This window comes from Phenylobacterium sp. (assembly GCF_031360265.1).
Classification (GTDB): Bacteria; Pseudomonadota; Alphaproteobacteria; order Caulobacterales; family Caulobacteraceae; genus Phenylobacterium.
Genome location: NZ_JANMBF010000030.1, coordinates 1 through 21,433 on the forward strand (window position 1 = coordinate 1; position 21,433 = coordinate 21,433).

At 67.9% G+C, this 21,433-nt stretch carries 20 protein-coding genes; 10 read left to right on the forward strand and 10 right to left on the reverse strand.

Translation table 11 applies throughout. The features are described 5' to 3' along the window. Positions 1–167: 167 nt before the first annotated feature. Positions 168–1,169 (reverse strand): NADP-dependent oxidoreductase, encoded by a 1,002-nt coding sequence (locus RMN86_RS02510; protein WP_309604248.1) that lies wholly within the window; start codon positions 1,167–1,169, stop codon positions 168–170. 114 nt (positions 1,170–1,283) lie between these two features. Here RMN86_RS02510 and RMN86_RS02515 point away from each other — a divergent pair, with 114 nt between their 5' ends. Beyond that, on the forward strand, positions 1,284–2,207 hold the full coding sequence (locus RMN86_RS02515) for a Gfo/Idh/MocA family oxidoreductase (protein WP_309604249.1): 924 nt from the start codon (positions 1,284–1,286) through the stop codon (positions 2,205–2,207). Positions 2,208–2,271: 64 nt separating this feature from the next. Here RMN86_RS02515 and RMN86_RS02520 read toward each other — a convergent pair whose 3' ends face one another. Then, positions 2,272–5,019, reverse strand: coding sequence for a TonB-dependent receptor (locus RMN86_RS02520; protein WP_309604250.1), 2,748 nt, complete (start codon positions 5,017–5,019; stop codon positions 2,272–2,274). A gap of 248 nt (positions 5,020–5,267) precedes the next feature. Here RMN86_RS02520 and RMN86_RS02525 point away from each other — a divergent pair, with 248 nt between their 5' ends. Beyond that, positions 5,268–5,747 carry a glutathione peroxidase gene (locus RMN86_RS02525; RefSeq protein WP_309604251.1) on the forward strand — a complete coding sequence of 160 codons (480 nt, stop codon included), beginning with the start codon at positions 5,268–5,270 and terminating at the stop codon, positions 5,745–5,747. 363 nt (positions 5,748–6,110) lie between these two features. Here the strand turns inward: RMN86_RS02525 and RMN86_RS02530 are convergent, their stop codons facing one another. Continuing rightward, positions 6,111–7,199: a PA0069 family radical SAM protein gene (locus tag RMN86_RS02530; protein ID WP_309604252.1), complete on the reverse strand. Its 1,089-nt coding sequence runs from the start codon at positions 7,197–7,199 to the stop codon at positions 6,111–6,113. 85 nt (positions 7,200–7,284) lie between these two features. Here RMN86_RS02530 and RMN86_RS02535 point away from each other — a divergent pair, with 85 nt between their 5' ends. Beyond that, positions 7,285–7,716, forward strand: coding sequence for a hypothetical protein (locus RMN86_RS02535; protein WP_309604253.1), 432 nt, complete (start codon positions 7,285–7,287; stop codon positions 7,714–7,716). Here RMN86_RS02535 and RMN86_RS02540 read toward each other — a convergent pair. Next, complete coding sequence (locus RMN86_RS02540) at positions 7,713–8,528, reverse strand: uracil-DNA glycosylase (protein WP_309604254.1); 816 nt, start codon at positions 8,526–8,528, stop codon at positions 7,713–7,715. The two genes, RMN86_RS02535 and RMN86_RS02540, sit on opposite strands and share 4 nt — an antisense overlap. A gap of 151 nt (positions 8,529–8,679) precedes the next feature. Between RMN86_RS02540 and RMN86_RS02545 the strand changes: the two genes are divergently transcribed. Continuing rightward, complete coding sequence (locus RMN86_RS02545) at positions 8,680–9,951, forward strand: cytochrome P450 (RefSeq protein WP_309604255.1); 1,272 nt, start codon at positions 8,680–8,682, stop codon at positions 9,949–9,951. Between the two features lie 12 nt (positions 9,952–9,963). On the opposite strand, the gene RMN86_RS02550 is transcribed toward RMN86_RS02545, so the two are convergent. The 3 genes from RMN86_RS02550 to RMN86_RS02560 all read right to left on the reverse strand — a co-directional run bounded on the left by RMN86_RS02550 (position 9,964) and on the right by RMN86_RS02560 (position 11,791). Continuing rightward, a complete protein-coding gene (locus tag RMN86_RS02550; protein WP_309604256.1) occupies positions 9,964–11,106 on the reverse strand; it encodes a zinc-binding dehydrogenase in 1,143 nt (380 codons plus the stop codon). A gap of 87 nt (positions 11,107–11,193) precedes the next feature. Beyond that, complete coding sequence (locus tag RMN86_RS02555) at positions 11,194–11,358, reverse strand: hypothetical protein (RefSeq protein WP_309604257.1); 165 nt, start codon at positions 11,356–11,358, stop codon at positions 11,194–11,196. Positions 11,359–11,362: 4 nt separating this feature from the next. Continuing rightward, entirely contained in the window at positions 11,363–11,791 is a 429-nt protein-coding gene (locus RMN86_RS02560) for a hypothetical protein (RefSeq protein WP_309604258.1), read from the reverse strand. Positions 11,792–11,901: 110 nt separating this feature from the next. Here RMN86_RS02560 and RMN86_RS02565 point away from each other — a divergent pair, with 110 nt between their 5' ends. Then, positions 11,902–12,372 carry a VOC family protein gene (locus tag RMN86_RS02565; protein ID WP_309604259.1) on the forward strand — a complete coding sequence of 157 codons (471 nt, stop codon included), beginning with the start codon at positions 11,902–11,904 and terminating at the stop codon, positions 12,370–12,372. Positions 12,373–12,427: 55 nt separating this feature from the next. Here the strand turns inward: RMN86_RS02565 and RMN86_RS02570 are convergent, their stop codons facing one another. After that, entirely contained in the window at positions 12,428–13,633 is a 1,206-nt protein-coding gene (locus RMN86_RS02570; RefSeq protein WP_309604260.1) for an SGNH/GDSL hydrolase family protein, read from the reverse strand. Positions 13,634–13,747: 114 nt separating this feature from the next. On the opposite strand from RMN86_RS02570, the gene RMN86_RS02575 reads away from it, so the two are divergent. The 3 genes from RMN86_RS02575 (at position 13,748) to RMN86_RS02585 (ending at position 18,128) form a co-directional block, all read left to right on the forward strand. Continuing rightward, a complete protein-coding gene (locus RMN86_RS02575) occupies positions 13,748–15,445 on the forward strand; it encodes an electron transfer flavoprotein-ubiquinone oxidoreductase (protein WP_309604261.1) in 1,698 nt (565 codons plus the stop codon). Between the two features lie 89 nt (positions 15,446–15,534). Beyond that, complete coding sequence (locus tag RMN86_RS02580) at positions 15,535–17,241, forward strand: tetratricopeptide repeat protein (protein ID WP_309604262.1); 1,707 nt, start codon at positions 15,535–15,537, stop codon at positions 17,239–17,241. After that, positions 17,238–18,128: a 4-(cytidine 5'-diphospho)-2-C-methyl-D-erythritol kinase gene (locus RMN86_RS02585; protein WP_309604263.1), complete on the forward strand. Its 891-nt coding sequence runs from the start codon at positions 17,238–17,240 to the stop codon at positions 18,126–18,128. Before RMN86_RS02580 ends, RMN86_RS02585 begins: the two co-directional genes overlap by 4 nt. A gap of 59 nt (positions 18,129–18,187) precedes the next feature. Here RMN86_RS02585 and RMN86_RS02590 read toward each other — a convergent pair whose 3' ends face one another. Together RMN86_RS02590 and RMN86_RS02595 are read right to left on the reverse strand one after the other, a co-directional pair. Next, positions 18,188–19,609 (reverse strand): ammonium transporter, encoded by a 1,422-nt coding sequence (locus RMN86_RS02590; protein WP_309604264.1) that lies wholly within the window; start codon positions 19,607–19,609, stop codon positions 18,188–18,190. Between the two features lie 28 nt (positions 19,610–19,637). After that, on the reverse strand, positions 19,638–19,976 hold the full coding sequence (locus RMN86_RS02595) for a P-II family nitrogen regulator (RefSeq protein ID WP_293372711.1): 339 nt from the start codon (positions 19,974–19,976) through the stop codon (positions 19,638–19,640). A gap of 375 nt (positions 19,977–20,351) precedes the next feature. On the opposite strand from RMN86_RS02595, the gene RMN86_RS02600 reads away from it, so the two are divergent. Further along, the gene (locus tag RMN86_RS02600) at positions 20,352–21,023 is read left to right on the forward strand and encodes a fasciclin domain-containing protein (protein WP_309604265.1); all 672 of its coding nucleotides are present in this window, start codon (positions 20,352–20,354) and stop codon (positions 21,021–21,023) included. Positions 21,024–21,079: 56 nt separating this feature from the next. Next, on the forward strand, positions 21,080–21,406 hold the full coding sequence (locus RMN86_RS02605; RefSeq protein WP_309604266.1) for a hypothetical protein: 327 nt from the start codon (positions 21,080–21,082) through the stop codon (positions 21,404–21,406). The last annotated feature ends 27 nt before the right edge of the window (positions 21,407–21,433 follow it).

Consider the following 21,433-nt stretch of genomic DNA (forward strand, 5'->3'; position numbering starts at 1 on the left):
CTTCTTGAGGGATCAGGCTCTGAGCGAACTTCAGATCCAAGAAGCACACTAGGAAACAAAGGCTTGCTAGTGTCCTCATCGATCCCGAAGTTCGTCCGCACCGGCCTCAGGCGCCCGCGAACTTCGGAATCGGGACACTAGCCCCTGCGCCCCCGCCGGCCAAACGCTTAGGCGAGCTTGACCAGCATCTTGCCCATGTTCTCGCCCCGGAACAGGCCGATGAAGGCGTCGGGCGCTTTTTCGATGCCTTCGAAGACGGTCTCCTTCCAGGTGACCTTGCCGGCCGCGTGCCAGGCCGCCAGTTCGGCGACATATTGCGGCATCATCGCGAAGTGGTGGCTGACGATGAAGCCTTCCATGCGGATGTTTTTGCCGATCAGCTGGGCCAGGTTGGACGGGCCAGGTTCGGGCTTGGTGGCGTTGTAGATCGAGATCATCCCGCAGATGGCGAAGCGGGCGAACATCTTGGCCGAGTTCAGCGCGGCCTCCAGGTGGGCGCCGCCGACGTTGTCGAAGTAGACGTCGATGCCGTCCGGGGCGGCGGCGGCCAGGGCGGCGCTGAGGTTGGTCTCGGCCTTGTAGTCGATCACGTGATCGACGCCGATCGACTTCAGCCAGGCGCACTTTTCCGCACCGCCCGCCGAGCCGATCACGGTGTGACCCTTGGCCTTGGCGATCTGGCAGACCATGGCGCCCACCGCGCCGGCCGCGCCGGAGACGAACACCACGTCGCCGTCCTTCAGCGCCGCGACCTTCAGCAGCCCGGCGTAGGCGGTGAGGCCCGGCATGCCGGCGGCGCCCAGGAAGGTCTGCACCGGCAGGCCGCGCGGATCGAGCTTCTGGACCGATTTCGCCGGCGCGGTGAAGCCTTCGCGCCAGCCAAATCCCGACTGCACGAGGTCGCCTTCCTTGAACGCCGGATCGCCCGAGGCGGTCACCTGGCCGATCGCCCCACCGTCCATCGCCTTGCCCAGCTGAAAAGGCGGGGCATAGCTCTTCACGTCGTTCATCCGGCCGCGCATGTAGGGATCGACCGTCATCCAGAGGTTCTTCACCTGCACCTCGCCGGCGCCGGGCGCGGCGACGTCCACCGTGGCCAGCTCGAAATTGTCGGGGGTCGGCAGGCCGTTCGGGCGGCTTTTCAGTCGGATCTCGCGTGAGGTGGTCATGGTGTGGGCTCCCTGGGACCCCGCGGGCCCGTTCAAACGCTTGTTTAGCTCGCCCGACCGGGTGGCGTCGAGGGTTCAGTCCTGATAGGCGGCGAACCCACACGGGAGCAAGCGATGGCGGAGTCTCTGCGGGGCGGAGTGATCGGGGCCGGGGTGTTCGGCGGCTATCATGCCCGCCAGTACGCGCGGCTGCCCGGCGTTGTGCTGTCGGCCGTGCTCGATGTGGACGGCGACCGCGCGGCGGCCGTCGCCATCCCGCTGGGGGGCCGCGCCTTCACCGATCTCGCCGCCTTCCTGGACGCCGTGGACGTGGTCACCGTCGCCTCGCCGGCCAGCCTGCACGCCGAGCATGCCCTGGCCGCCCTGGCCGTCGGAAAGCCGGTCTATATCGAAAAACCCATCGCCACCTCGGTCGCCGATGGAGAAAGGGTGCGCGCGGCCGCGGCGGCCAGGGGCCTGGTCGTCGCCTGCGGGCATCAGGAACGGGTTCAGTCCCGCGCCATGGGCCTTCTGGATATACCGGAGCCGCCGCTGCGCCTGGAGGCGCTGCGCCATGGCCCGCCGTCCGACCGCAGCCGCGATGTCTCGGCGATCCTCGACCTGATGATCCACGACATCGACCTGGCGCTGGCCATCTGCGCCGCCGATCCGGTGACGGCCGAAGGCGAGGGACGGCTCAGCGAAGACGGGGTCTGGGATATCGCCCGGGCCGAGGTGGGTTTCGAGGACGGCTTCACCGCGATCTTCGACGTCTCGCGCCAGGCGCCGGCGCGCAAGCGGACGATGCGGATCGTCTATCCCTCCGGCGACGTCGAGATCGACTTCGTGGCCAGGACCCTGCGCAACACCACGCCCTTCGTCCTCAACGCCGACTATGCAGAGACGCCGGACGGCCAGGACCCTCTGGGCGCCAGCGTCGCGGGCTTCCTGGCCGCTGTGCGCGGCGAGACGGCGCGTCCGATCGTCACCGCCGAAGAGGCGATTCGGGCGCTGGACCTGGCCCTGGCCGTCGAGCAGGCGCTGGCGGACCAGGGCTGAGCCCTGATCGGAAAAGGGCGCCCCACCAGAGCGGGGCGCCCCTCATGAAATTCCGGTCGCGTTCCTAGAAGAACTTGTGCTGGAATTCAATGCCGAACGTGCGAGGCGGCGTGATCGAGTAGCTCTTGAAGACGCCCTGGTTGACCAGGGTCGTGGCCAGGGTGGCCGGGTTGATGATTGAGCCGGCGTAACGGGCTCCAAGGGCGCCGGCGTCGAACCCGAGGTCGTTCGTGATATTCTTGACGTAGGCGATGATCCGGTTGCGGCTGTCCTCGGAGGTCCAGGTCAGGCGGGCGTCCCATTGAGTCCAATCGGGCGCCTTGTTGTAGCTGCGAGTGAACAGCGTGCCGTACTGGACGTCGCGGTAGATGTAGCTGAGCGAGCCCACCAGGTTGCCGCCGAACACTTCGCGCCAGGTGTAGTTGGCGTTGATCGCCACCTTGTTTTCAGGCGCATTGGGCAGTTGCTGGCCGGCGAGGCTCTGGGTCCGCTGCAAGAGGCCGGTGAAGACGTCGCAGGGCGCATCGCCAGGCGCCGCCGGCGCAGAGCAGGCCTTGGCCGCCTGGATGGGTTTCGCGCCCGGTTGGATCGCGGACGGGTCGGTCAGGTCTTGCGCCACCCCGCTATCGATTCGCGTATGGTTGAACGAATAGCTCAGCAGGATCGTCAGATTGTCGATCGGAGGCAGCCAGGTCACTTCGGCTTCGATGCCCTCGGAGATCGACTTGGGCACATTGTAGAAATTTGTCGAAGCCTGGCCGGACGTGCTGAGCACCCCGATCGGAACCTGCAGGTTGGTGTAGCTGTAGTAGTAGGCCGCCAGGTTGGTCTGAAGCTTGGAGCCGAAGTCCTTCTTGAGGCCGACTTCGTAGGAATCCACGGTTTCCTTTTGCGCAAGCGCGTTCGGCGCGAGGAACGTGAAGATGCCCACATAGAAGCCGCCCGACCGATAGCCGCGGCTGTACTTGGCGTAGGCGTTGGTTTCGCTGTCCGGCTGCCACTCGACACCCAGGGTTCCCGTCGTCGCCTGCCAGCTCGCATCGTAGCTCCGCGAGGCCAGCCCGGTGGTTGCACTGACCGTTACCGGCGTTGTGATCCCGGGCGCCAACGGCGTTCCGGCTGGCGGGTTGGAGACTGCGAAAATCGTGATGTCAGTGGCGGGCGGACCCCCCGCGCCGTAGAGTTCGGCCGGGCCGAGGCCGCAGGTGGGCGTGCCGAAGCAGAGGATGCGCACCGCTTCCGAACCCGACTTCTGGTCGTGCGAATAGCGCAGGCCGGCGGTGAGCTTCCATTCCGGCGTCATTTTCCAGTCGATCTGGCCATAGCCGGCATAGGAGGTGGATTGCGATTGCGGCTGGTTGTCGTAGCGGTGGAAGCCGGTCTCAGGCGCGCAGACGCCGCCGGATGCCGAGCAGAAAATCGACGGAACGGCGAAGGGGCCGTTCCACTGCGGCTGCATCTCCAGTTCGGTATTCACCGGCTGGCGCACGTGCTGTTTGAAGTAGTAGACGCCGGCGACGTATTGCAGCGGGCTGTCCCAGGTAGACACGATGTTGATCTCGTGGCTCCAGAACCTGTTGAACTCGCGGTAGCGGAAGGTCTCCTGCGGCAGCACCCGCAGGCCCGTGCCGAGGTTGTAGGCCAGGATCGGCGCGTCGGCGCTGTTCGCCACAGTGCCCCCGGCGCCGGAGGTCTCGCCGTTCAGTTGGTAGTGATAGTTCACCCCGCCGGTGAGGTAGCGGATGTCGAAATCCTTGGCGTGCCAGGTGAGGTGGATCGCCTCGGTGTTATAGAGCGGCAGGTTCACTGTATACGCATTGACCCGAGCAACGGTGCGGGCCGCCGATTTCGACAGGCCGTTCGGGTCGTAGGACGGGTTGGTGCAGCCCAGCGGCGAGACGTTGACCACATTGGTCACGCCGGAGGCCGGGTTGCAGGCGTAGCCGGGATTGAACTGGATGCCGCTGGGGCCGTACTCGTAGTTGGGGTACGGGCCGTTGGTCCAGTAGTCCGCCTGGGCTCCGGGGCCTCCAGTGCCATTGTGCCAGACGCCCATCCCGTACTTGCCCCAGAACTCCAGCTTGTCGTTGAGGAACTTGCCCTGCAACTGGGCCTCGACGAACCATTCGTTGATCACGCCGCCCAGGCCGGCCTCGCCCGGGACAATGTTCTTGACCCAGCCTTCGGTCTGGCGGTCCCAGTCGCCGGCGAGGCGAAACTGCATGCCGGGGATGATGAAGGGGCCGGATATCGCGCCCTCGATCGTCGCGTGGTCGTAGTTGGCGTAGGAGGCGCGGACCTCGGCGAACCAGTCCTGCGTCGGCAACTTGGAGATTTCATTGATCGCGCCGCCGATGGCGTTGCGGCCGTAGAGCGTGCCCTGCGGGCCGCGGAGGATCTCGACGCGGTCGAGGAACAAAGTCGAACGACCGGCCTGCACGGCGAAGGTCTCGTAGATCCCGTCGTTGTAGTTGGCGACGGAAGAGTCGGCGGTCAGCACGTTGGTGAGGCGGCCCACCCCGCGCAGCGAGATGCGGTCGGTCGACGAATTGTAAGACAGGCCCGGCGTGAAATTGGTCATGTCCTGGATCGAGTTGATCCCGACAATTTCGCGCTTGTTGGCGGTAAAGGCCGAAATCGCCACCGGAACGTCCTGCAGGCTCTGTTCCCGCTTCTCCGCGGTGACCACCAGCTCCTCGATGGTGTTGGTCGCCGCGGCGGACGAGCCCGCGCGCGATTGGGCGTGGGCGCCTGTGCCCAGTGCGGTTGCAAGCAGCGCGCTGCTCAGCATCAGACGATGCCTGAATTTCATGACGGTCTCCTCCCAGGGATTCTCGGGCGTTATTTTTTTCGCCTCTGAAACAAAGGTTCCGCCTGGGGCAGGCGCCGTCAATGCCTATTCTGAGTGATCAATGATAATTTGATCCGATTTCGCTCTCCGGAGGGTTTTCCCGGACGCGCCGGCAAGATGACGTAGGGGCGCCACGCAGCGGCAGCCCGGGCTGGAGCCGGCCGGGTTTCGACGCTACGCTTGCCGGGCAACCGCCTGGAGAGACCGCCATGACCGCCAGCGCCTATGATTACGCGTTCCAGACCATCGATGGCGCGACCCTGCCGTTGGCCACGTTCAGGGACAAGGTGGTGCTGGTGGTGAACACCGCGTCCGCCTGCGGGCTGACGCCGCAGTACGACGGGCTGGAAAAGCTTTACTCGGATTACAAGGACCGCGGCCTGGTGATCCTGGGCGTGCCCTGCAACCAGTTCGCCGGCCAGGAGCCGGGGACGGACGCCGAGATCAAGGCGTTCTGCGAGACCCGCTTCAATGTCGATTTTCCGCTGACCTCGAAGGCCGAGGTCAAGGGCGAGGGCGCACACCCGTTCTACAAATGGGCGGAGAGCCAGCTGGGCGAGCCGGCCGTGCCCGTGTGGAACTTCCACAAGATCCTGATCGGCCGGCACGGCGAGGCGATCCAGGCCTTCGGTCCGCGAACCGAGCCGGAAGCGCCGGAGATCACCGCGGCGATCGAAGGGGCGCTGTAGCGGGCGGCCGCGGCTGTCGAGCTGAGCCGGCCACCGTCAACCTCAGCGGACGTCGCTGTGGGGTGCTGGATTTCGCCAGGGATCAGGATGGCCGCGCGGGTGCGCACCCTTTCCCATTGGAGGGATAGACTGGGACCGATCGACATTCAACGCACCTGTCGCCATTGGCGCTCCCCTCCCCCTTCCGGGGAGGGGTCAGGGGGTGGAGGTGCAGGCGGTTCAAACCGGGTAGATACTCAACAGAGTGGACCGAGATGATGGTCGACAGTTTAGGATTGTCGGAGGGAGGACCTTCGACGCCGTTTCAGCGAGATGTTTGAATGCCGTAACCGCGAGCGGGTGAGGTTATTGAGCCGCTCCCCATCACCCGAACAGGTCGATCTGGTCGCCGGTCCTGGCGGGGATGCGGAACTGGCTGAGATCGAGCGGGCCCAGCGGCGAATCGAGGCCGTAGCGCGTCTTGGCGGTGGCGAAGCGCCGCGACATCAGGGCGGCCCGCGGACCCTCGCCGCGCATCCGCTTGCCCCACTGGCTGTCGTTCTCCTTGCCGCCGCGCATCTGGCGCACCAGCGACATGACCTTCGACGCGCGGTCGGGATAGTCGGTCGCCAGCCACTCCTTGAACAGGTCGGCGATCTCCAGCGGCAGGCGCAGGGCGACATAGCCCGCGCCACGCGCGCCGGCCGCGGCGGCCCGGGCCAGCACCGCCTCCATCTCATGGTCGTTGAGGCCGGGGATCGAGGGCGCGAACATCACGAACACCGGCACGCCGGCCTCGCTCAGCCCTCGCACGGCGGCCAGGCGTTTCTCCGGCGTGGCGGCGCGCGGCTCCATCGAGCGGGCGAGCGTGCGGTCCAGCGTGGTGATCGAGATCGCCACCCGCACCAGGTTGCGCGCCGCCATGGGCGACAACAGGTCCAGGTCGCGCAGGATCAGCGCCGACTTGGTGATGATCGAGAACGGGTGGTTGAACCGGTCCATCACCTCCAGGATCTGGCGGGTGACGCGCAAGGTCCGCTCCTGGGGCTGATAGGGGTCGGTGTTGCCGCCGATGTGGATGAATTCCGGCCGATAGCGCGGGTTCGACAGTTCGCACTCCAACAGTCCCGCCGCCCCGGGTTTGAAGAACAGCTTGGACTCGAAATCCAGGCCCGGCGACAGGCCCATATAGGCGTGGGCCGGCCGCGCGTAACAGTAGATGCAGCCATGCTCGCAGCCGCGATAGGGGTTGATCGAGGCGGAGAAGCCGACATCGGGACTGTCGTTCCTTGTAATGATGAGCTTGGCCTTTTCGGGCGAGATCGTGGTGACCAGCCGGGCCGGGGCGACGTCGCCGGGCGTCCAGCCGTCGTCGAACGCCTCGCGCGTGGCGGCCTCATAGCGCCCGCTGGCGTTGGTGCGGGCGCCGCGCCCGCGCACGGCCGTCGGGATCTGTTGGGTAAAGCCGGACATAGGCAAGGCTACCGCTGCGAAGGGAACATAACAAGAACTTATTGACCTGAGCCACTTCGCGCGCGCTTCTCCCGGGATGCTCACCGTGATCGTGGAGACGGCCGACGCCGGCGACAGGCTTCCGGCGCTGCTGGCGGCGCTGACTTCGGCGGCGGTGGAGGGGCTGGTGCGCGAGCTGCTGATCAGCGGCGGTGGCCCGCCGGCGCTGCTGGCGGCCCTGCGCGAGGAGACCGGCGCGGAGTTGGTCCCCGACCTGACGGCGGCGGTCAAGGCCGCGCGTTCGGACCGCCTGCTGGTGCTGCCGGCGACGATCCGGCTGAAGTCCGGCTGGCTGGAGGCCCTGGGCAGGCATCTGCGGGGCGGCGGCGGCGATGCGCTGGTGGTCGGCGAAGGCGGCCTCTTCGGCGACAAGCCGGTCGGGCTGCTGATCGGCCGGGCGCCGGCCGCAGCCGTGGCCAGTCCCGACCTGAAGCGCCTGCGTCGCCGGCTGACGCGCGGCGCCGCGCGGCTGACCTAACTCGGCCGCTCCGGGCGATCGAGCCGTTCGGTAAGCGTCAAGAGGTCGGTCCAGGCCTGCTTCTTCGCCGCGGGCTGACGCAGCAGGAAGGCCGGGTGCAGCGTCGGCAAGGCCGGCAGCGCGACCGCGCCGTCAGCCGAGCGCCAGTCGCGCCAGCGACCGCGCAGGGTGAGGATGCCTTCCTCGGTCTTCAGCAGGGCCTTGGCCGACGCCCCGCCGACCAGCAGCAACATCTTCGGCTGGGCCAGGGCGATGGCGCGCTCCACGAAGGGGGCGCAGACCGCCTGCTCGGCCGGCGTCGGCGTGCGGTTGCCGGGGGGCCGCCAGAAGACCGTGTTGGTGATCAGCACCCGCTCGCTCAGCCCGGCGGCGGCCAGCATCCGGTCGAGCATCTGGCCCGCACGGCCGACGAATGGCTGGCCCTGGTGATCCTCATCGGCGCCCGGCGCCTCGCCGATGACCAGCAGCGGCGCATGGGGATCGCCACGCCAGACCACGGCTTGCGACGCGCCCTCGAACTTCAGCGGACATCCGTCGAAGGCGGCGATGGCGGCGGCCAGGGCCTCCAGGCTGTCGGCCCCCGCCGCGAGCTCCCGCGCCAGGGCGACGGCGGCGGACACGTCCGGCTGGGCCGCCCGCCGCGGCCCGGGCGCCGCCGCCGAGGTCTTGCGCTCCACAGGCTTGGGCGGCGCGATCCGCCCCGCCGCGATCCGGTCGACCGGCTCGTCCAGAAGCATCGCGTCCACGCCCGCCTCCGCCCAGAAGGCGAGCAGGGATTCGGCGATGGCGTCGGGCGCGGCGGCGGGTGGCATCACTGAAACTCTTGGCGGTCCGCGCGCGCCTTGTCAGCAAGCCTTTGCGGCCGGTGCTTGCGCCGGGGCGCGGACAGGTCCTGAATGGCGATCATCCACGCGTCGCGGACGGGGTTGCCCGAATCGCGGCCGTGACCGGGAGGTCAGAGCAATGCACGACGGAGCCGTTGACCTGAAGGCCGAGGCGCGAGCGCGGATCTACGCCCAGCCCATCGAGATGCTGGATCCTGCTCAGCCGGAGCTGTTCGCCACCGACGCCATGTGGCCGATCTTCGAGCGGCTGCGCGCCGAGGATCCGGTGCACTGGGTCGAGGCCCCCGACTACGGCGGCTATTGGTCGATCACCGGCTGGAACGACATCATGGCGGTGGATTCCAACCACCAGACCTTCTCGTCGGCCGACGGCATCACCCTGCAGAGCCTGGAGTCCAAGGCCGAGACCGCGCGGCGCGGCGCCCGGCCCAGCTTCATCTCGATGGATCCGCCCCGCCACGATGAGCAGCGCAAGACCGTCAGCCCGGTGGTGGCGCCCTCGAACCTGACCGTCATGGCGCCGGTGATCCGCGAACGCGCCGGCCAGATCCTCGACGGCCTGCCGATCGGCGAGGAATTCGACTGGGTCGAGCATGTGTCGAAGGAACTGACGGCCATGACGCTGGCCACCCTGTTCGACTTTCCGCAGGAAGAGCGCCGCCTGCTGCCGCACTGGTCGGACATGATCACCAACGCGCCGGGCCACGGGCCGGTGGAAAGCTGGGAGCACAAGCGCCGCGAGATCGACGCCATGGTCGCCCGCTTCACCCAGATGTGGAACGACCGGGTCAACGCCCCGCCGGCCGGCGACCTGATCTCCATGCTGGCGCACGGCGAATCGACCCGCAACATGGACAAGGCCGAATACGCCGGCAACCTCGGCCTCTTGATCATCGGCGGCAACGACACCACCCGGAACACCATCTCCGGCTCGGTCTATGCGCTGAACAAGAACCCTGGCCAGTACCGCCGCCTGCGCGAGGACCCCTCGCTGATCCCGTCTATGGTGTCGGAAACCATCCGCTGGCAGACCCCGCTGGCGCACATGGCGCGCACGGCGACCGCCGACTGCGAGTTGGGCGGCAAGACCATCAAGGCCGGCGACCGGGTGGTCATGTGGTACGTCTCCGGCAACCGCGACGCCAGCATGGTCGAGGATCCGGACAGCTACCTGATCGAACGCGCCCGGCCACGCCAGCACATGTCCTTCGGCTTCGGCATCCACCGCTGCGTCGGCAATCGCCTGGCCGAACTGCAGCTGACGATCATCTGGGAAGAGATCATGAAACGCTTCCCCAGCATCGACCTGGTGGCCGAGCCCGACCGCACCCACTCGATCTTCGTCAAGGGTTACGAGTCCCTCCCGGTGATGATCCCCAGCCGCAACTGAGCCGCACGCCGCCTACTTGCTCGGATTGATCAGGTATTTCTCGCCGGTGGCGCGCTTGTTGTAGGCGGCGATCGTGTCCAGCTGCAGCGCCTCGGCCAGGCTGATCTCGGCGGTGTAGTGGCTGGCGAAGGTGGTCTTCAGCTCGGCGGCGACGCGCTCGCGCAGCTTCTGGCCCTCGGCCGCGCCGATCTTCATCAGGAAGGGCGTCAGCAGCCAGCCGCCGAGGCCCCACATCATGCCATAGCTGCGGGCGAGCTCGGTGGGGCCGGTGTTGAGGCCGCCATAGATATAGACCTGCTTGTGCACCGTTGAGCCGTAGCGGCTGTAGACCGTGGCCCGCTGATTGGCTGCGACCTCCATGCACGCCAGGATCTGGCTCGCCAGCTTGCCACCGCCGATGGCGTCAAAGGCCAGCGTCGCGCCGGTCTCGACCAGGGCCTTGGTAAGGTCGTCCATGAAGCTGGCCGAGGTGGAGTCCACGACATGGGTCGCGCCGATGTCGGTGAGGATGTGGGCCTGCTCGCGGCTGCGCACGATATTGACCAGCTGGACGCCGTCTTTCAGGCAGATACGGTTCAGCATCTGGCCGAGATTGGAGGCTGCGGCGGTATGCGCCAGCGCGGTATGGCCCTCGCGACGCATGGTCTCGACCATGCCTAGCGCGGTCAGCGGATTGACGAAGCAGGAAGCGCCGTCGGCCGACGTGGCGCCCGGGGGCAGCGGCAGGACGTCGGCGGCCTTCAGGGTGCGGTGCTGGGCGTACATGGCGCCGCCCAGCATGGCGACGGTCTTGCCCATCAGCGCCTGGGCGGCCGGGTCGGACCCCGCCGCGATGACCACGCCCGCGCCCTCGTTGCCCACCGGCATCGACTGGTCGAGCCGCCCGGCCATCATGCGCATCAGTTGCGGTGGCACGCTGGCGGTGACCACGCCGCCGCTCGCCTTGGCGGTGGACATGTCCGCGGCGCCCAGCAGCAGGCCCAGGTCGGAGGGATTGATCGGCGAGGCTTCGACGCGGACCAGCACTTCGTCCGGGCCCGGATCGGCGATCTCGACGGTGGCCAGCGAGAGTTCAAGTTCGCCGGACGCCTTGATCAGCGAGCGCAGTTGCAGGCTCGAACCCGGATTGCCGTTGGCCATGACGTCGTTTCCCATATCTGATTTTTTCAGCGGCACTGATGACCGGTTGCCGGGCTTACCGCAAGGCGCTGGGCCGCGGATTTGCCGGAGCCTCGCGGCCCGCTAGCTCTTCAGGTCCGGCCGCGAGGCCAGGAACGCCGCGCGCTCGGCGGGGCTGAGCACCTTGGCCTTCGTCTGGCGCGAGACCCTGGGCGTCGGCGGAGCATAGACGCCGGAGGAGGGCGAGCCGCCTTTGAGATCGGAGAGGCGCTTGGGCGGGGGTTTCATTGGCTCACCGCTTGCGGAACCGCTTGGCGTCGGCGGCCAGCGAGGCCGCCCAGGCGTCGGGCCGCGTATCTTCCGGCTGGAAGGGCAGCGACCCCGCCACGCCACGGATCGCCAGCCAGAGCTGCTGGTTGAAATGGGCCAGGGTGCGCAGCGGCCGGCGCTTGTCGTCGGTGACGTCCCAGCCCTCGGCCTCGAAGGCGTCCACCTGCCGCGCGATGGGAAGGGTCTCGGCGCTGTCCCAGCCGGCGGGCCGTGGATGGGCCTGCGCCTCGTCGGCGGTGAGGCCGAAGATCGCTTGCGAACAGGCGTCGATCTCGGGATGTTCGGCCCGCGCCTCGGGTTCGGCGAATTCGCGCTTGAGCAGCGCCCGGTACTCGAGGTCCGAGACGCCGGGCAGGTCGATCAGGCGGCGCAGGATTGCGGGGCGGTCCATGGGGCTGCCTATCGCGGATCGCCGGGCTAGGCTTGGAAAAAATCAGGCCGCTGTCGGAACAGTGCCTGGCGGCGCGTCCTTCGCCCGCGGAATTCACCCCGGAGACAGCCATGCCGAAGATCCATCCCTTCCTTTGGTTCGACACCCAGGCCGAGCAGGCCATCGCGTTCTACGTCTCGATCTTCCCCAACTCGAAGGTATTGGGCGTGATGCGCAACCCGCCCGGCGCGCCGGGGCCGGAAGGTGCGGCCCTGACCGTCGACGCCGAACTCGACGGCTTGCGGGTGACCGGTCTGAACGGCGGTCCCACCTACCGGTTCTCCGAGGCGGTCTCCTTCGTCATCGACTGCCAGGATCAGGCCGAGGTCGATCACTACTGGGACAGCCTCGTCGAAGGCGGCGAGGCCAGCATGTGCGGGTGGCTGAAGGACCGCTATGGCCTTTCATGGCAGGTCGTGCCGAAGCAGCTGTTCGAAACCATCGGCGGGGCGGACGCGGCGGGCCGCCAGCGGGCCATGGCGGCGATGATGCAGATGCGCAAGCTGGATGTCGCCAAGCTCCAGGCCGCCTACACAGGCTAGCCGACCAGCCCGATCCAGCTTCGACCCGCGGCAGTAGAGGGCGTTGGGCGGCGTCCTAACGGAACAGTGCCAGATCCACGGCCTCGCCCATCACCCGATAGCCGGCATCGTTAGGGTGCAGCCAGTCGCCCGATTGCAGCTCGGCGCGCAGGCGCTCAGGCTTGGCCGGGTCGCGGACCGCGGCGTCGAGGTCGGTGACCCCATCGAATTCGCGGCCGGTGCGGATCCAGGTGTTGATCGCCTGACGCTGCGCCTCGCCGGGCGCGCCGAAATAGCCCGCGCCGCCGTAGGGCAGAATGGTCGCGCCGATGATCTTCAGGCCGTGGGCGTGGGCGCGTGCGATCAGCTGGCGGTAGCCGGCGATCATCTCGGCGGCGGTCGGCGGCGCGGTGCGGCTGGAGCCCAGGTCGTTGACGCCTTCGAGCACGATGACGTGGGTCGCGCCGGGAACCGAGAGCACATCGCGGTCGAAGCGAGTGAGAGCGCTCTGGCCGAAGATGGCGATCACCCCTTCGCTCAGCACCCGGTTGCCGCCGATGCCGGCGTTGACCACCGCGACCGCGCGGCCGGGGAAGCGCGCGGTCAGGCGCTCGGCGAGCCGGTCCGGCCAGCGGCGGTTGGCCCCGGTCGTGGACAGGTAGCCGTCGGTGATGGAGTCGCCCAACGCCACGATGACGGGCGCTGGACCAGCGGTGGTTTCCACCTCCACGCCGGAGAGGAAGGCGCGGTACTGGGCTGGCCCCGTCGCGGGGGGCAGGGGCCTTTCGGTGAAGTCTCCGGGCGGGGAAATCTGCACCAGCTCCGAGCCGCTCATGTGGCAGGTGCAGCCACCGGTGTCCCCAACCAGGAACAGGCTGATGCGCAGACGGGACAGCGCCTTGGTTGGCAGAGCGACCGGATCGCTGAGCAGCGGCGCGCCGGGCGGCAGGGTGACGGTTGCGCCGCCGGAGAAGCTCACCGCGCGGTCGCTGCCAGGCAGGATCGCGCCGTCCGCGCCGACCAGGGCGACGCGCGCGGCGCCGATAGCCAGCGGCTTGGCGCCGTACTCGTTGGTCAGCCGCAGCCGCAGCCGCCCGCCGCCCGCGCTCAGGCGCACCACCTGCACCAGAGTCTGGTTGTTAAAGGTCGGCGTCGCGCGCGGACCGGCGCCCGACATCGGCGGGGCCGGCGAGGCGCCCCAGCTGCCCACCCACCGCGCCGCGGCCGCCTCAGCCTGTGAGGTCAGGAGCGAAAGGGCGCAGACAATTGTCAGCAGTCGCATGATCTTTCCCCCAGATCGAGGCGATACGGTTTGTCGTCGTAGCAGGGTTCCTGCTTGACCGCCGCTAGGTGACCTTCCGATAAGTTGCCCTGACGATCAACGGAGCACCGGGGCATGAGCGAAGACGCGAACCCAGCCGCCAGCGAAGCGGAAGCGCGCGAGGCGATGGACTATGACGTCGTCATCGTCGGCGCGGGCCCTTCAGGCCTGTCCGCCGCGATCCGGCTCAAGCAGCTGTCCGCGGCCGCCGGGACGGAGATCACCGTCGCGGTGCTGGAGAAAGGCTCCGAGGTCGGCGCGCACATCCTCTCCGGCGCCGTGATCGACCCCAGCGGCATCGATGAGCTGATCCCCAACTGGAAAGAGCTCGGGGTCCCCCTCGAGACCAAGGTCACTCGCGACAAGTTCGTGATGCTCGGCCCGCAGGGCGCGCTCGACATCAGCTTCCTGCCGTTCCCCAAGTGGATGCTGAACCACGGCAACTACATCGCCTCGCTGGCCAATGTCTGCCGCTGGCTGGCACAGCACGCCGAGGGCCTTGGCGTGGAAATCTATCCCGGCATGGCCGCCTCGGAAGTGGTGTTCAACGCCGACGGCGCGGTGAAGGGCGTGGTTGCGGGCGTGTTCGGCATCGGCAAGGACGGCCAGCCCACCGCCGACTATCAGCCGGGCATCGAGTTGCACGCCAAATATACGTTCGTCGGAGAAGGCGTGCGCGGGTCGCTGGCCAAGCAGCTTCAGGCTAGGTTCAGCCTGAACGCGGACTGTGAGCCACAAAAATTCGGCATCGGGATCAAGGAATTGTGGCAAATTCCTGATGCGGCGTTCGAGGCCGGCCTGACACAGCACACCTTTGGCTGGCCCCTCGACAACGCCACCGGCGGTGGTTCTTTCATGTACCACTTCGGGGACAACTACGTGTCCATCGGCTTCGTGCTGCACCTGAATTACAAGAACCCCTGGCTGTCGCCCTTCGACGAGTTCCAGCGCTTCAAGACCCACCCTTCGATCCGCCCTTATCTGGAGGGGGGCAAACGCATCGCATATGGCGCGCGCGCCATCACCGAGGGTGGGGCCCAGTCCCTGCCGCGGCTCTATTTCCCGGGCGGCGTCCTGCTCGGATGCTCAGCCGGGATGGTGAACGTCCCGCGCATCAAGGGCAGCCACAATGCCATGAAGAGTGGCATCCTTGCCGCCGAGGCCGCCTTTGCCGCCATTCAGGGCGGCCGCGCCGGCGACGACCTGACCGCCTACGCAGACGCCTACCAGAAATCGTCGATCGCCAAGGAGCTGTGGAGCGTCCGCAATTTCAAGCCCCTGTGGTCGAGGTTCGGCACCATTCCCGGTCTGGTGCTGGGCGCGATCGACGCGATGATCGCCACGATCTGCGGCGGTTGGTCGCCACTTGGCACGTTGAAGCACGGCAAGAGCGATGCCGAATCGACCGGCCTGGCCAAGGACTACAAGCCCATCGTCTATCCCAAACCGGACGGGGTTCTCTCCTTCGACAAACTGTCCAGCGTCTTCCTGTCGAACACCAATCACGACGAAAACCAGCCGGCGCACCTGAAGCTGCGCGATCCGGCCGTGCCGATCGATATCAACCTGCCGAAATTCGGCGAGCCGGCGCGCCTCTATTGTCCAGCCGGCGTCTACGAGGTGCTCTACGACGCGCAGGGCCAGAACCCGAAGTTCCAGATCAATTTCCAGAACTGCGTCCACTGCAAGACCTGCGACATCAAGGATCCGTCGCAGAACATCGTCTGGACGACGCCCCAGGGCGGGGACGGACCCAACTATCCGAACATGTGACGCCGCGAATCGAGGTCTCCAGGACCCGGCCCCCCGAAACGTGAACCGGGACGCCTTGCCCTGGCCATGCTTAGGTCCGAAGGTCCGTTATGCGCCTTCATCTGCTGACCGCCGTCGCTCCGCTCGTCCTGCTTGCCGCGTGCGCCAGCGCGGGAGGGGGCGATCGTAGCGATGCGTCGAACGACCCGGTCGCCGGGGCCTCGCCCTACGGCATGTTCCTGGCCGGCCAACTGGCGATGAGTTCCGGCAGGAGCAGCGATGCGGCGCGGTTCTTCGAACGGGCCCGCGCCGGGGCGGCGGGGGAGCCCCTGATCGCCGAGAAGGTCTTCGGCGCGGCGCTGCTGTCGGGCGACATTCCGCGCGCCGCGGTCCTGGCGCCGACAGGCGACGGCGCCTCGGAATCCGCCCGGCGGCTGGGACGGCTGGTGGTGGCGGTCGAGGCGATGGCGCAGGGCCGGGGCAAGGACGCCCAGGCCCGCTTGAACGCCGAGGCCATGGCCTTTCCGCACAGGCCGGCCGCGGCGCTGTTGGCGCCCTGGGCGGCGGCGATGGCCGGCGACGTCGAGGGTTCGCTGATCCGCCCGCAGGTGCGCGGCGACCATCAGGTCGACTATTTCGGCCAGCTCGGACAGGCTGCGCTCTTCGAACGCGCCCGGCGCTACGACGAAGCCGAGACGGATTTCAAGGCGCTCGCCGGGATCAATGGTCCGGCCGAGATGGCGGTCGTGGCCTATGGCGGCTTCCTCGAAAGGCGGGGCCGGCGGATCGACGCCGTGGCGCTCTACCAGTCCTATCTGGCGGGTGAGCCGGCGAGCCTGGCGGTCAAGGCGGCGATGGCGCGGGCATCGGCTGGAAAGCCGGCGCCGACCATGGTCGGCCTGCGCGAGGGGGCCGCCCAGGCTCTGCTCGCTCCGGCCGCCGGCATGATGGCCGCCAAGCAGGAAACCCTGGCGCTCGCCTATCTGCGTCTTGTGCTCCGGCTCGATCCGCAGCGGGACGAAGCCTGGGTGATGGTCGGCGACATCATGCAGGCGAACAATGATGTCGAGGCCGCCCGCGCCGCCTATGCCCATCCCAGGCCGGGTTCCCTGGAATACGGCGCCGCCCAGGCCAAGCTGGCCTGGACCTATCAGACCGCCGGCGACAAGGAGACCGCGCTCAAGCTCGCCCGCGCCGCCGCCGCGGCCGGCGGCGCCGACGCCCGGGTGAACCTGGCCGACATCCTGCGCGCCAACGAGCGCTTCGCCGAAGCCGTCGAAGTGCTGAGCGGGCTGATCGCGGAGGACAAGGCGCCGGACTGGCGCCTGATCTATGCCCGCGGCCAGGCCTATGAGCGGATCAATCGCTGGGCTGACGCCCAGGCCGATCTTCAAACCGCGCTCAAGGCCCATCCGGATGAGCCGGAGCTGTTGAACTATCTCGGCTACTCCTGGATCGACCGGGGCGAACATCTGCCGGAAGCCCTGGCCATGGTGCAGAAGGCCGTCGCCGCCAACCCGCGCTCCGGCGCCATGGTCGATTCGCTGGGCTGGGCCTTCTATCGGCTCGGCGACTACAGGCAGGCGGTCGAAAAGCTGGAGCAAGCCGTCGAGCTCGAGGCCGGAGACCCGGAGATCAACAACCACCTGGGCGACGCCTATTGGAAGGTCGGGCGCAAGGACGAGGCGCAGTTCCAATGGCGGCGCGTCCTGACGCTGAAGCCGGACGAGAAGGTCCGCGCCATGGCCGAGGCCAAGCTCGCGTCCGGCCTGGGCCCCGACGGCCCGGCGCCAAAGGTGGCGGACAAGACGCCGTGACCGGCGCGGCCTTCGCGCCCGCCAAGGTCAACCTCTACCTCCACGTCGGCGGTCCCGGCGCCGACGGCTATCACCCGCTCTGCAGCCTGATGGCCTTCGCCGATGTCGGTGACAGTCTCTCGACCCACGACGCCGAGGTGATGGGTCTGCAGGTGACCGGCCCCTTCGCCCGGGACTTGGCGGGGCAGGGCGACAACCTGGTCGTCCGTGCGGCGCGGGCGTTGATCGCCGAGGCGCGTCGGCCCCTGCCGCCGATCGGTCTGTCCCTGTACAAGCGTCTGCCGGTCGCCGCCGGCCTTGGTGGCGGCTCAAGCGACGCCGGCGCGACGCTGCGCCTGTTGCGCCAGGTGTTCGACCTGAGGATCGACGATTCGCGGCTGGAAGCCCTGGCTGCGTCGCTGGGCGCCGACGGCGCAGCCTGTCTGTGGGGTGCGCCGGTGATCGCACAGGGGCGTGGCGAGCGCCTCTCGCCGGCGCCTGGCCTGCCGCCGCTTGACTGCGTGCTGGTCAACCCGGGATGCGCGGTCTCGACCGTCGAGACCTACCGGCGGTTCGACGCTCTGGGGCGCTTCGCCGAGGTCACGCCGCCACACGCTCCGGACGCCTTCGAGGACGCCGTGGAGCTGGCCGCCTGGCTGGCCCGCCAGCGCAATGACCTGCAGGACGCGGCCATCTCAGTCGCGCCGGAGGTCGGCGCGGTGCTGGAGACCCTGGCCGGCGAGCCGGAGGCGCTGCTGGCGCGGGTGTCGGGGTCCGGCGGAACCTGCTTTGCTCTGTGCGCCAGCGACATCGAGGCCGAGAGCCTCGCCGAACGGATCGAGGCCATGGTCCCCTGCTGGTGGGTCCAGCGTTGCCGGCTGGGCGGACCCTGGCCCGATCCGGCCTAGCGCCAAACGAAAACGGGGGTCCCCAAGGACCCCCGTTCCCAACGCTTACTGAGTAGGGTCTATTCGTGCAGGGCTTCGCCGTGCAGCGCCATATCCAGGCCCTCCACTTCGCCCTCCTCGGAGACCCTGAGGCCCGTGGTGAACTTGCAGATGTAAAGGATCACCAGGGTCAGGATGCCCGACCAGGCCAGGGTGGCGCCGACGCCGATGGCCTGTTTCATCAGGCTGGCGTCCTTGCCAAGCGGGTTGATCGCCGGATCGGCCAGCACGCCGGTGAGGAGGGCGCCGGTGATGCCGGCGATACCGTGCACGCCGAAGGCGTCGAGGCTGTCGTCGTACTTGAAGATCTTCTTGATCCAGACCGCGCCGGCGTAGGCGGCGGCTGAACCGAGGACCCCAACGATCAGCGCGCCCTGGGCGTTGACGAAGCCGGACGCCGGGGTGATCGCCACCAGGCCCGCGACAGCGCCGGAGGCCAAGCCCAGCATGCCGGGCTTCTTGCGTTCAATCCACTCGATGACCATCCAGGTCAGGCCCGCGGCGGCTGTGGCCACCTGGGTATTCAGCATGGCCGCACCGGCCAGGGCGCCGGAGGTCACCGCCGAGCCGGCGTTGAAGCCGAACCAACCGACCCACAGGAGGCTGGCGCCGATCATCGTGAAGACCAGATTGTGCGGGGCCATGTTCTCAGTGCCCAGGCCCTTGCGCTTGCCGAGCACCAGCGCGCACATCAGGCCGGCGATGCCGGCGTTGATGTGAACCACAGTGCCGCCGGCGAAGTCGAGCACGCCGAGGCCGCCCAGGAATCCACCGCCCCAGACCATGTGGGCGAGCGGCGCATAGACCACCAGCGACCACAGGGTCATGAACAGCAGCATGCCGGAGAACTTCATCCGCTCGGCGAAGGCGCCGGCGATCAACGCCGGGGTGATGATCGCAAACGTCATCTGGAACATCATGAACACTGATTCAGGGATGGTCGCGGCGAGCGGGTTCGCCTGATCGACCTTGACGCCCTTCATCAGCGCTTCGCCGAAGCTGCCGATATATCTGTTCAGTGTGGCGTCGGTGTTGGTGGTGAAGGCCACCGTATAGCCCACCAGCATCCACAGCACCGTCACTAGGCAGGTGATCACGAACGACTGGGCGACGGTAGCGATGACGTTCTTGCGCCGCACCATGCCGCCATAGAACAAAGCCAGGCCGGGAATGGTCATCATCAGCACCAGGGCGGTGGAGGTGAGCATCCAGGCGGTGTCGCCGGTGTCGAGCTTGGGTGGCGGGGCAGGCGTCGCTGCGGCAGGTGCGGCGGCCGCGGGCGCCGAGGCCGGCGGTGTCACGGCGGCCGGCGCAGCGGCTTCCGGAGCCGGCGCTGCTGTCGTGGTTGCAGTCTGGGCGATCGCGCTCCCGGCGAATGGGGCCCCGATCACGGCGGCGGCGAGCGCAAGCCCCGCCAGCCTTTTCAATACGATGAGATTCATTGTCTTCATGTCCCCTTGATTTTGACCGCTAGAGCGCCGCGGCGCCGGTCTCGCCGGTCCGGATCCGCACGGCGTCCTCGACATTCAGGACAAAGATCTTGCCGTCGCCGATCTTGCCCGTGGCCGCGGCGGCCTTGACCGCCTCGACCGCCTTGCCGACAGCGGCGTCATCGACGACCGCCTCCAGCTTCACCTTGGGCAGGAAGTTCACCTGGTATTCGGCGCCCCGGTAGATTTCCGTCTGCCCCTTCTGCCGGCCGTAGCCCTTGACTTCCGAAACCGTCAGCCCTTCGACACCGGCCCCGACCAGCGCTTCGCGCACGTCGTCCAGCTTGAAGGGTTTGACGATCGCCATGATCAGTTTCATCCGTTCGCTCCCGCTCGATCCTTGAGGCTGGACCGGCCCTGCGTGTTGATCAGAAGCCGCAGCGATCTCGTCCCCATACATTTGGTTCGCCGTGGCCATTTGAACGCTATCGGTGCGGAGGGCGCGGAGGCCCAGCGCCGAGCGTTTGCAATTCATTAAGGCGCTTGACGCTCGCTTCTTGGGCGCCTGGCCGGTACGGCGCCCGTATTTTGGGCGAAAACAGGCTCCGGACCGTGAGACCCTCCTGCCGGCGCTGTCGTTATGCGGTCGCAAGCTCTGGAGGTCGGTCGACACGGCACGCCGTAGTCATGTCGAATTCCTCCGCTATAGGTTCAAATTCCAAAGCGCTTCGCTCGCTCCAATCCCGAGGACTTGATGACGACCACAAGACTGTTGTCCGCCGCCGCCGCGGTTTTCCTGATCGCCGGCGCCGCCCTGGCCCAGACGCCCGCGACGCCGGCTCCGGCGACGCCGGCCCCTGCGACCGCGGCCCCCATGGCGGCCCCCACGGCAAAATTGGTCGCCAGCGGCGACATCACCACCACGCTGCGGCTGTCGGGGCAGTTCACGACCTTCGTGAAAGCGCTGGACGCGACCAATCTGTCGGGTCTGCTGCAGAAGCAGCCGAACATCACCGTCTTCGCACCCACCGACGTGGCTTTTGCCGCCTTGCCGCCTGGTGAGCTCGACAAGCTGATGGCTGACAAGACGGGGCTGCAGAAGCTGCTGATCCACCACCTGATCAACGCCCCCGTGCCGGGTTCCCGAATCAAGGGCACCCGGGGTCCCTGGCCGACCGGCGCGGGCGACAAGATGGTTCTTGACGGCGGTTCGGACGGGGTCCTCAAGGCCGACAACGCGACGATCATCCAGGCCGACGTGCAAGCGTCCAACGGGCTTATCCACGTGGTCGATCACGTGCTGATCGCCGGCTCTGTTCCGGAAGTTCTGGCGCCTCCCGCCCCGCCGGAGGTGCTCTCGCCACCCCCGGAGCCCGCGCCCGCGGCCAAACCACCCGCCAGGGTGGGCGGCAAGCGGAAGAAATGAACCTTATGCGGGAGTCGCGCCTTTAGCTGTCGACAAGGCAACAACAGGAGCCCGCTATGAAGTTCACAAAGCTAGTCGCCGCCGTCGCCTCCGCGAGCGCCCTGATCGCCGGCGCGGCGTCCGCGCAGGACCCGGCGTCGCCGGCCACCACAGCCGTCGTCCTGAACAGCACCGCCGCCGATGCGACCGCCGCGGCTCAGGCCGCCGCCCCCACCGGCCAGTCGGTGACCACCTCGGCCACGACCGTCACGGACCCGTCCGGCGCCAGCCTGACCGCGTCCACCACCACCAACGGCCCGGTCGCTGATACGCCGCAGAACCGCGCCAGATATGGCCAGCCCATGTCGCACGCGGGCAAGCGCAGCCAGGCGCGCGGCAACTAGCCGGGTCCTTTCCGCGCTTCGCGGCGG

Excerpts from the sequence above, each read along its gene's own strand:
- RMN86_RS02555 (WP_309604257.1), bottom strand. The coding sequence starts at position 11,358 with ATGAAACCCCCGCCCAAGCGCCTCTCCGATCTCAAAGGCGGCTCGCCC.
- RMN86_RS02545 (WP_309604255.1), top strand. The coding sequence starts at position 8,680 with ATGCACGACGGAGCCGTTGACCTGAAGGCCGAGGCGCGAGCGCGGATC.
- RMN86_RS02580 (WP_309604262.1), top strand. The coding sequence starts at position 15,535 with ATGCGCCTTCATCTGCTGACCGCCGTCGCTCCGCTCGTCCTGCTTGCC.
- RMN86_RS02515 (WP_309604249.1), top strand. The coding sequence starts at position 1,284 with ATGGCGGAGTCTCTGCGGGGCGGAGTGATCGGGGCCGGGGTGTTCGGC.
- RMN86_RS02550 (WP_309604256.1), bottom strand. The coding sequence starts at position 11,106 with ATGGGAAACGACGTCATGGCCAACGGCAATCCGGGTTCGAGCCTGCAA.
- RMN86_RS02510 (WP_309604248.1), bottom strand. The coding sequence starts at position 1,169 with ATGACCACCTCACGCGAGATCCGACTGAAAAGCCGCCCGAACGGCCTG.
- RMN86_RS02575 (WP_309604261.1), top strand. The coding sequence starts at position 13,748 with ATGAGCGAAGACGCGAACCCAGCCGCCAGCGAAGCGGAAGCGCGCGAG.
- RMN86_RS02525 (WP_309604251.1), top strand. The coding sequence starts at position 5,268 with ATGACCGCCAGCGCCTATGATTACGCGTTCCAGACCATCGATGGCGCG.
- RMN86_RS02520 (WP_309604250.1), bottom strand. The coding sequence starts at position 5,019 with ATGAAATTCAGGCATCGTCTGATGCTGAGCAGCGCGCTGCTTGCAACC.
- RMN86_RS02540 (WP_309604254.1), bottom strand. The coding sequence starts at position 8,528 with ATGCCACCCGCCGCCGCGCCCGACGCCATCGCCGAATCCCTGCTCGCC.
- RMN86_RS02530 (WP_309604252.1), bottom strand. The coding sequence starts at position 7,199 with ATGTCCGGCTTTACCCAACAGATCCCGACGGCCGTGCGCGGGCGCGGC.
- RMN86_RS02595 (WP_293372711.1), bottom strand. The coding sequence starts at position 19,976 with ATGAAACTGATCATGGCGATCGTCAAACCCTTCAAGCTGGACGACGTG.
- RMN86_RS02605 (WP_309604266.1), top strand. The coding sequence starts at position 21,080 with ATGAAGTTCACAAAGCTAGTCGCCGCCGTCGCCTCCGCGAGCGCCCTG.
- RMN86_RS02590 (WP_309604264.1), bottom strand. The coding sequence starts at position 19,609 with ATGAATCTCATCGTATTGAAAAGGCTGGCGGGGCTTGCGCTCGCCGCC.
- RMN86_RS02565 (WP_309604259.1), top strand. The coding sequence starts at position 11,902 with ATGCCGAAGATCCATCCCTTCCTTTGGTTCGACACCCAGGCCGAGCAG.
- RMN86_RS02600 (WP_309604265.1), top strand. The coding sequence starts at position 20,352 with ATGACGACCACAAGACTGTTGTCCGCCGCCGCCGCGGTTTTCCTGATC.
- RMN86_RS02570 (WP_309604260.1), bottom strand. The coding sequence starts at position 13,633 with ATGCGACTGCTGACAATTGTCTGCGCCCTTTCGCTCCTGACCTCACAG.
- RMN86_RS02560 (WP_309604258.1), bottom strand. The coding sequence starts at position 11,791 with ATGGACCGCCCCGCAATCCTGCGCCGCCTGATCGACCTGCCCGGCGTC.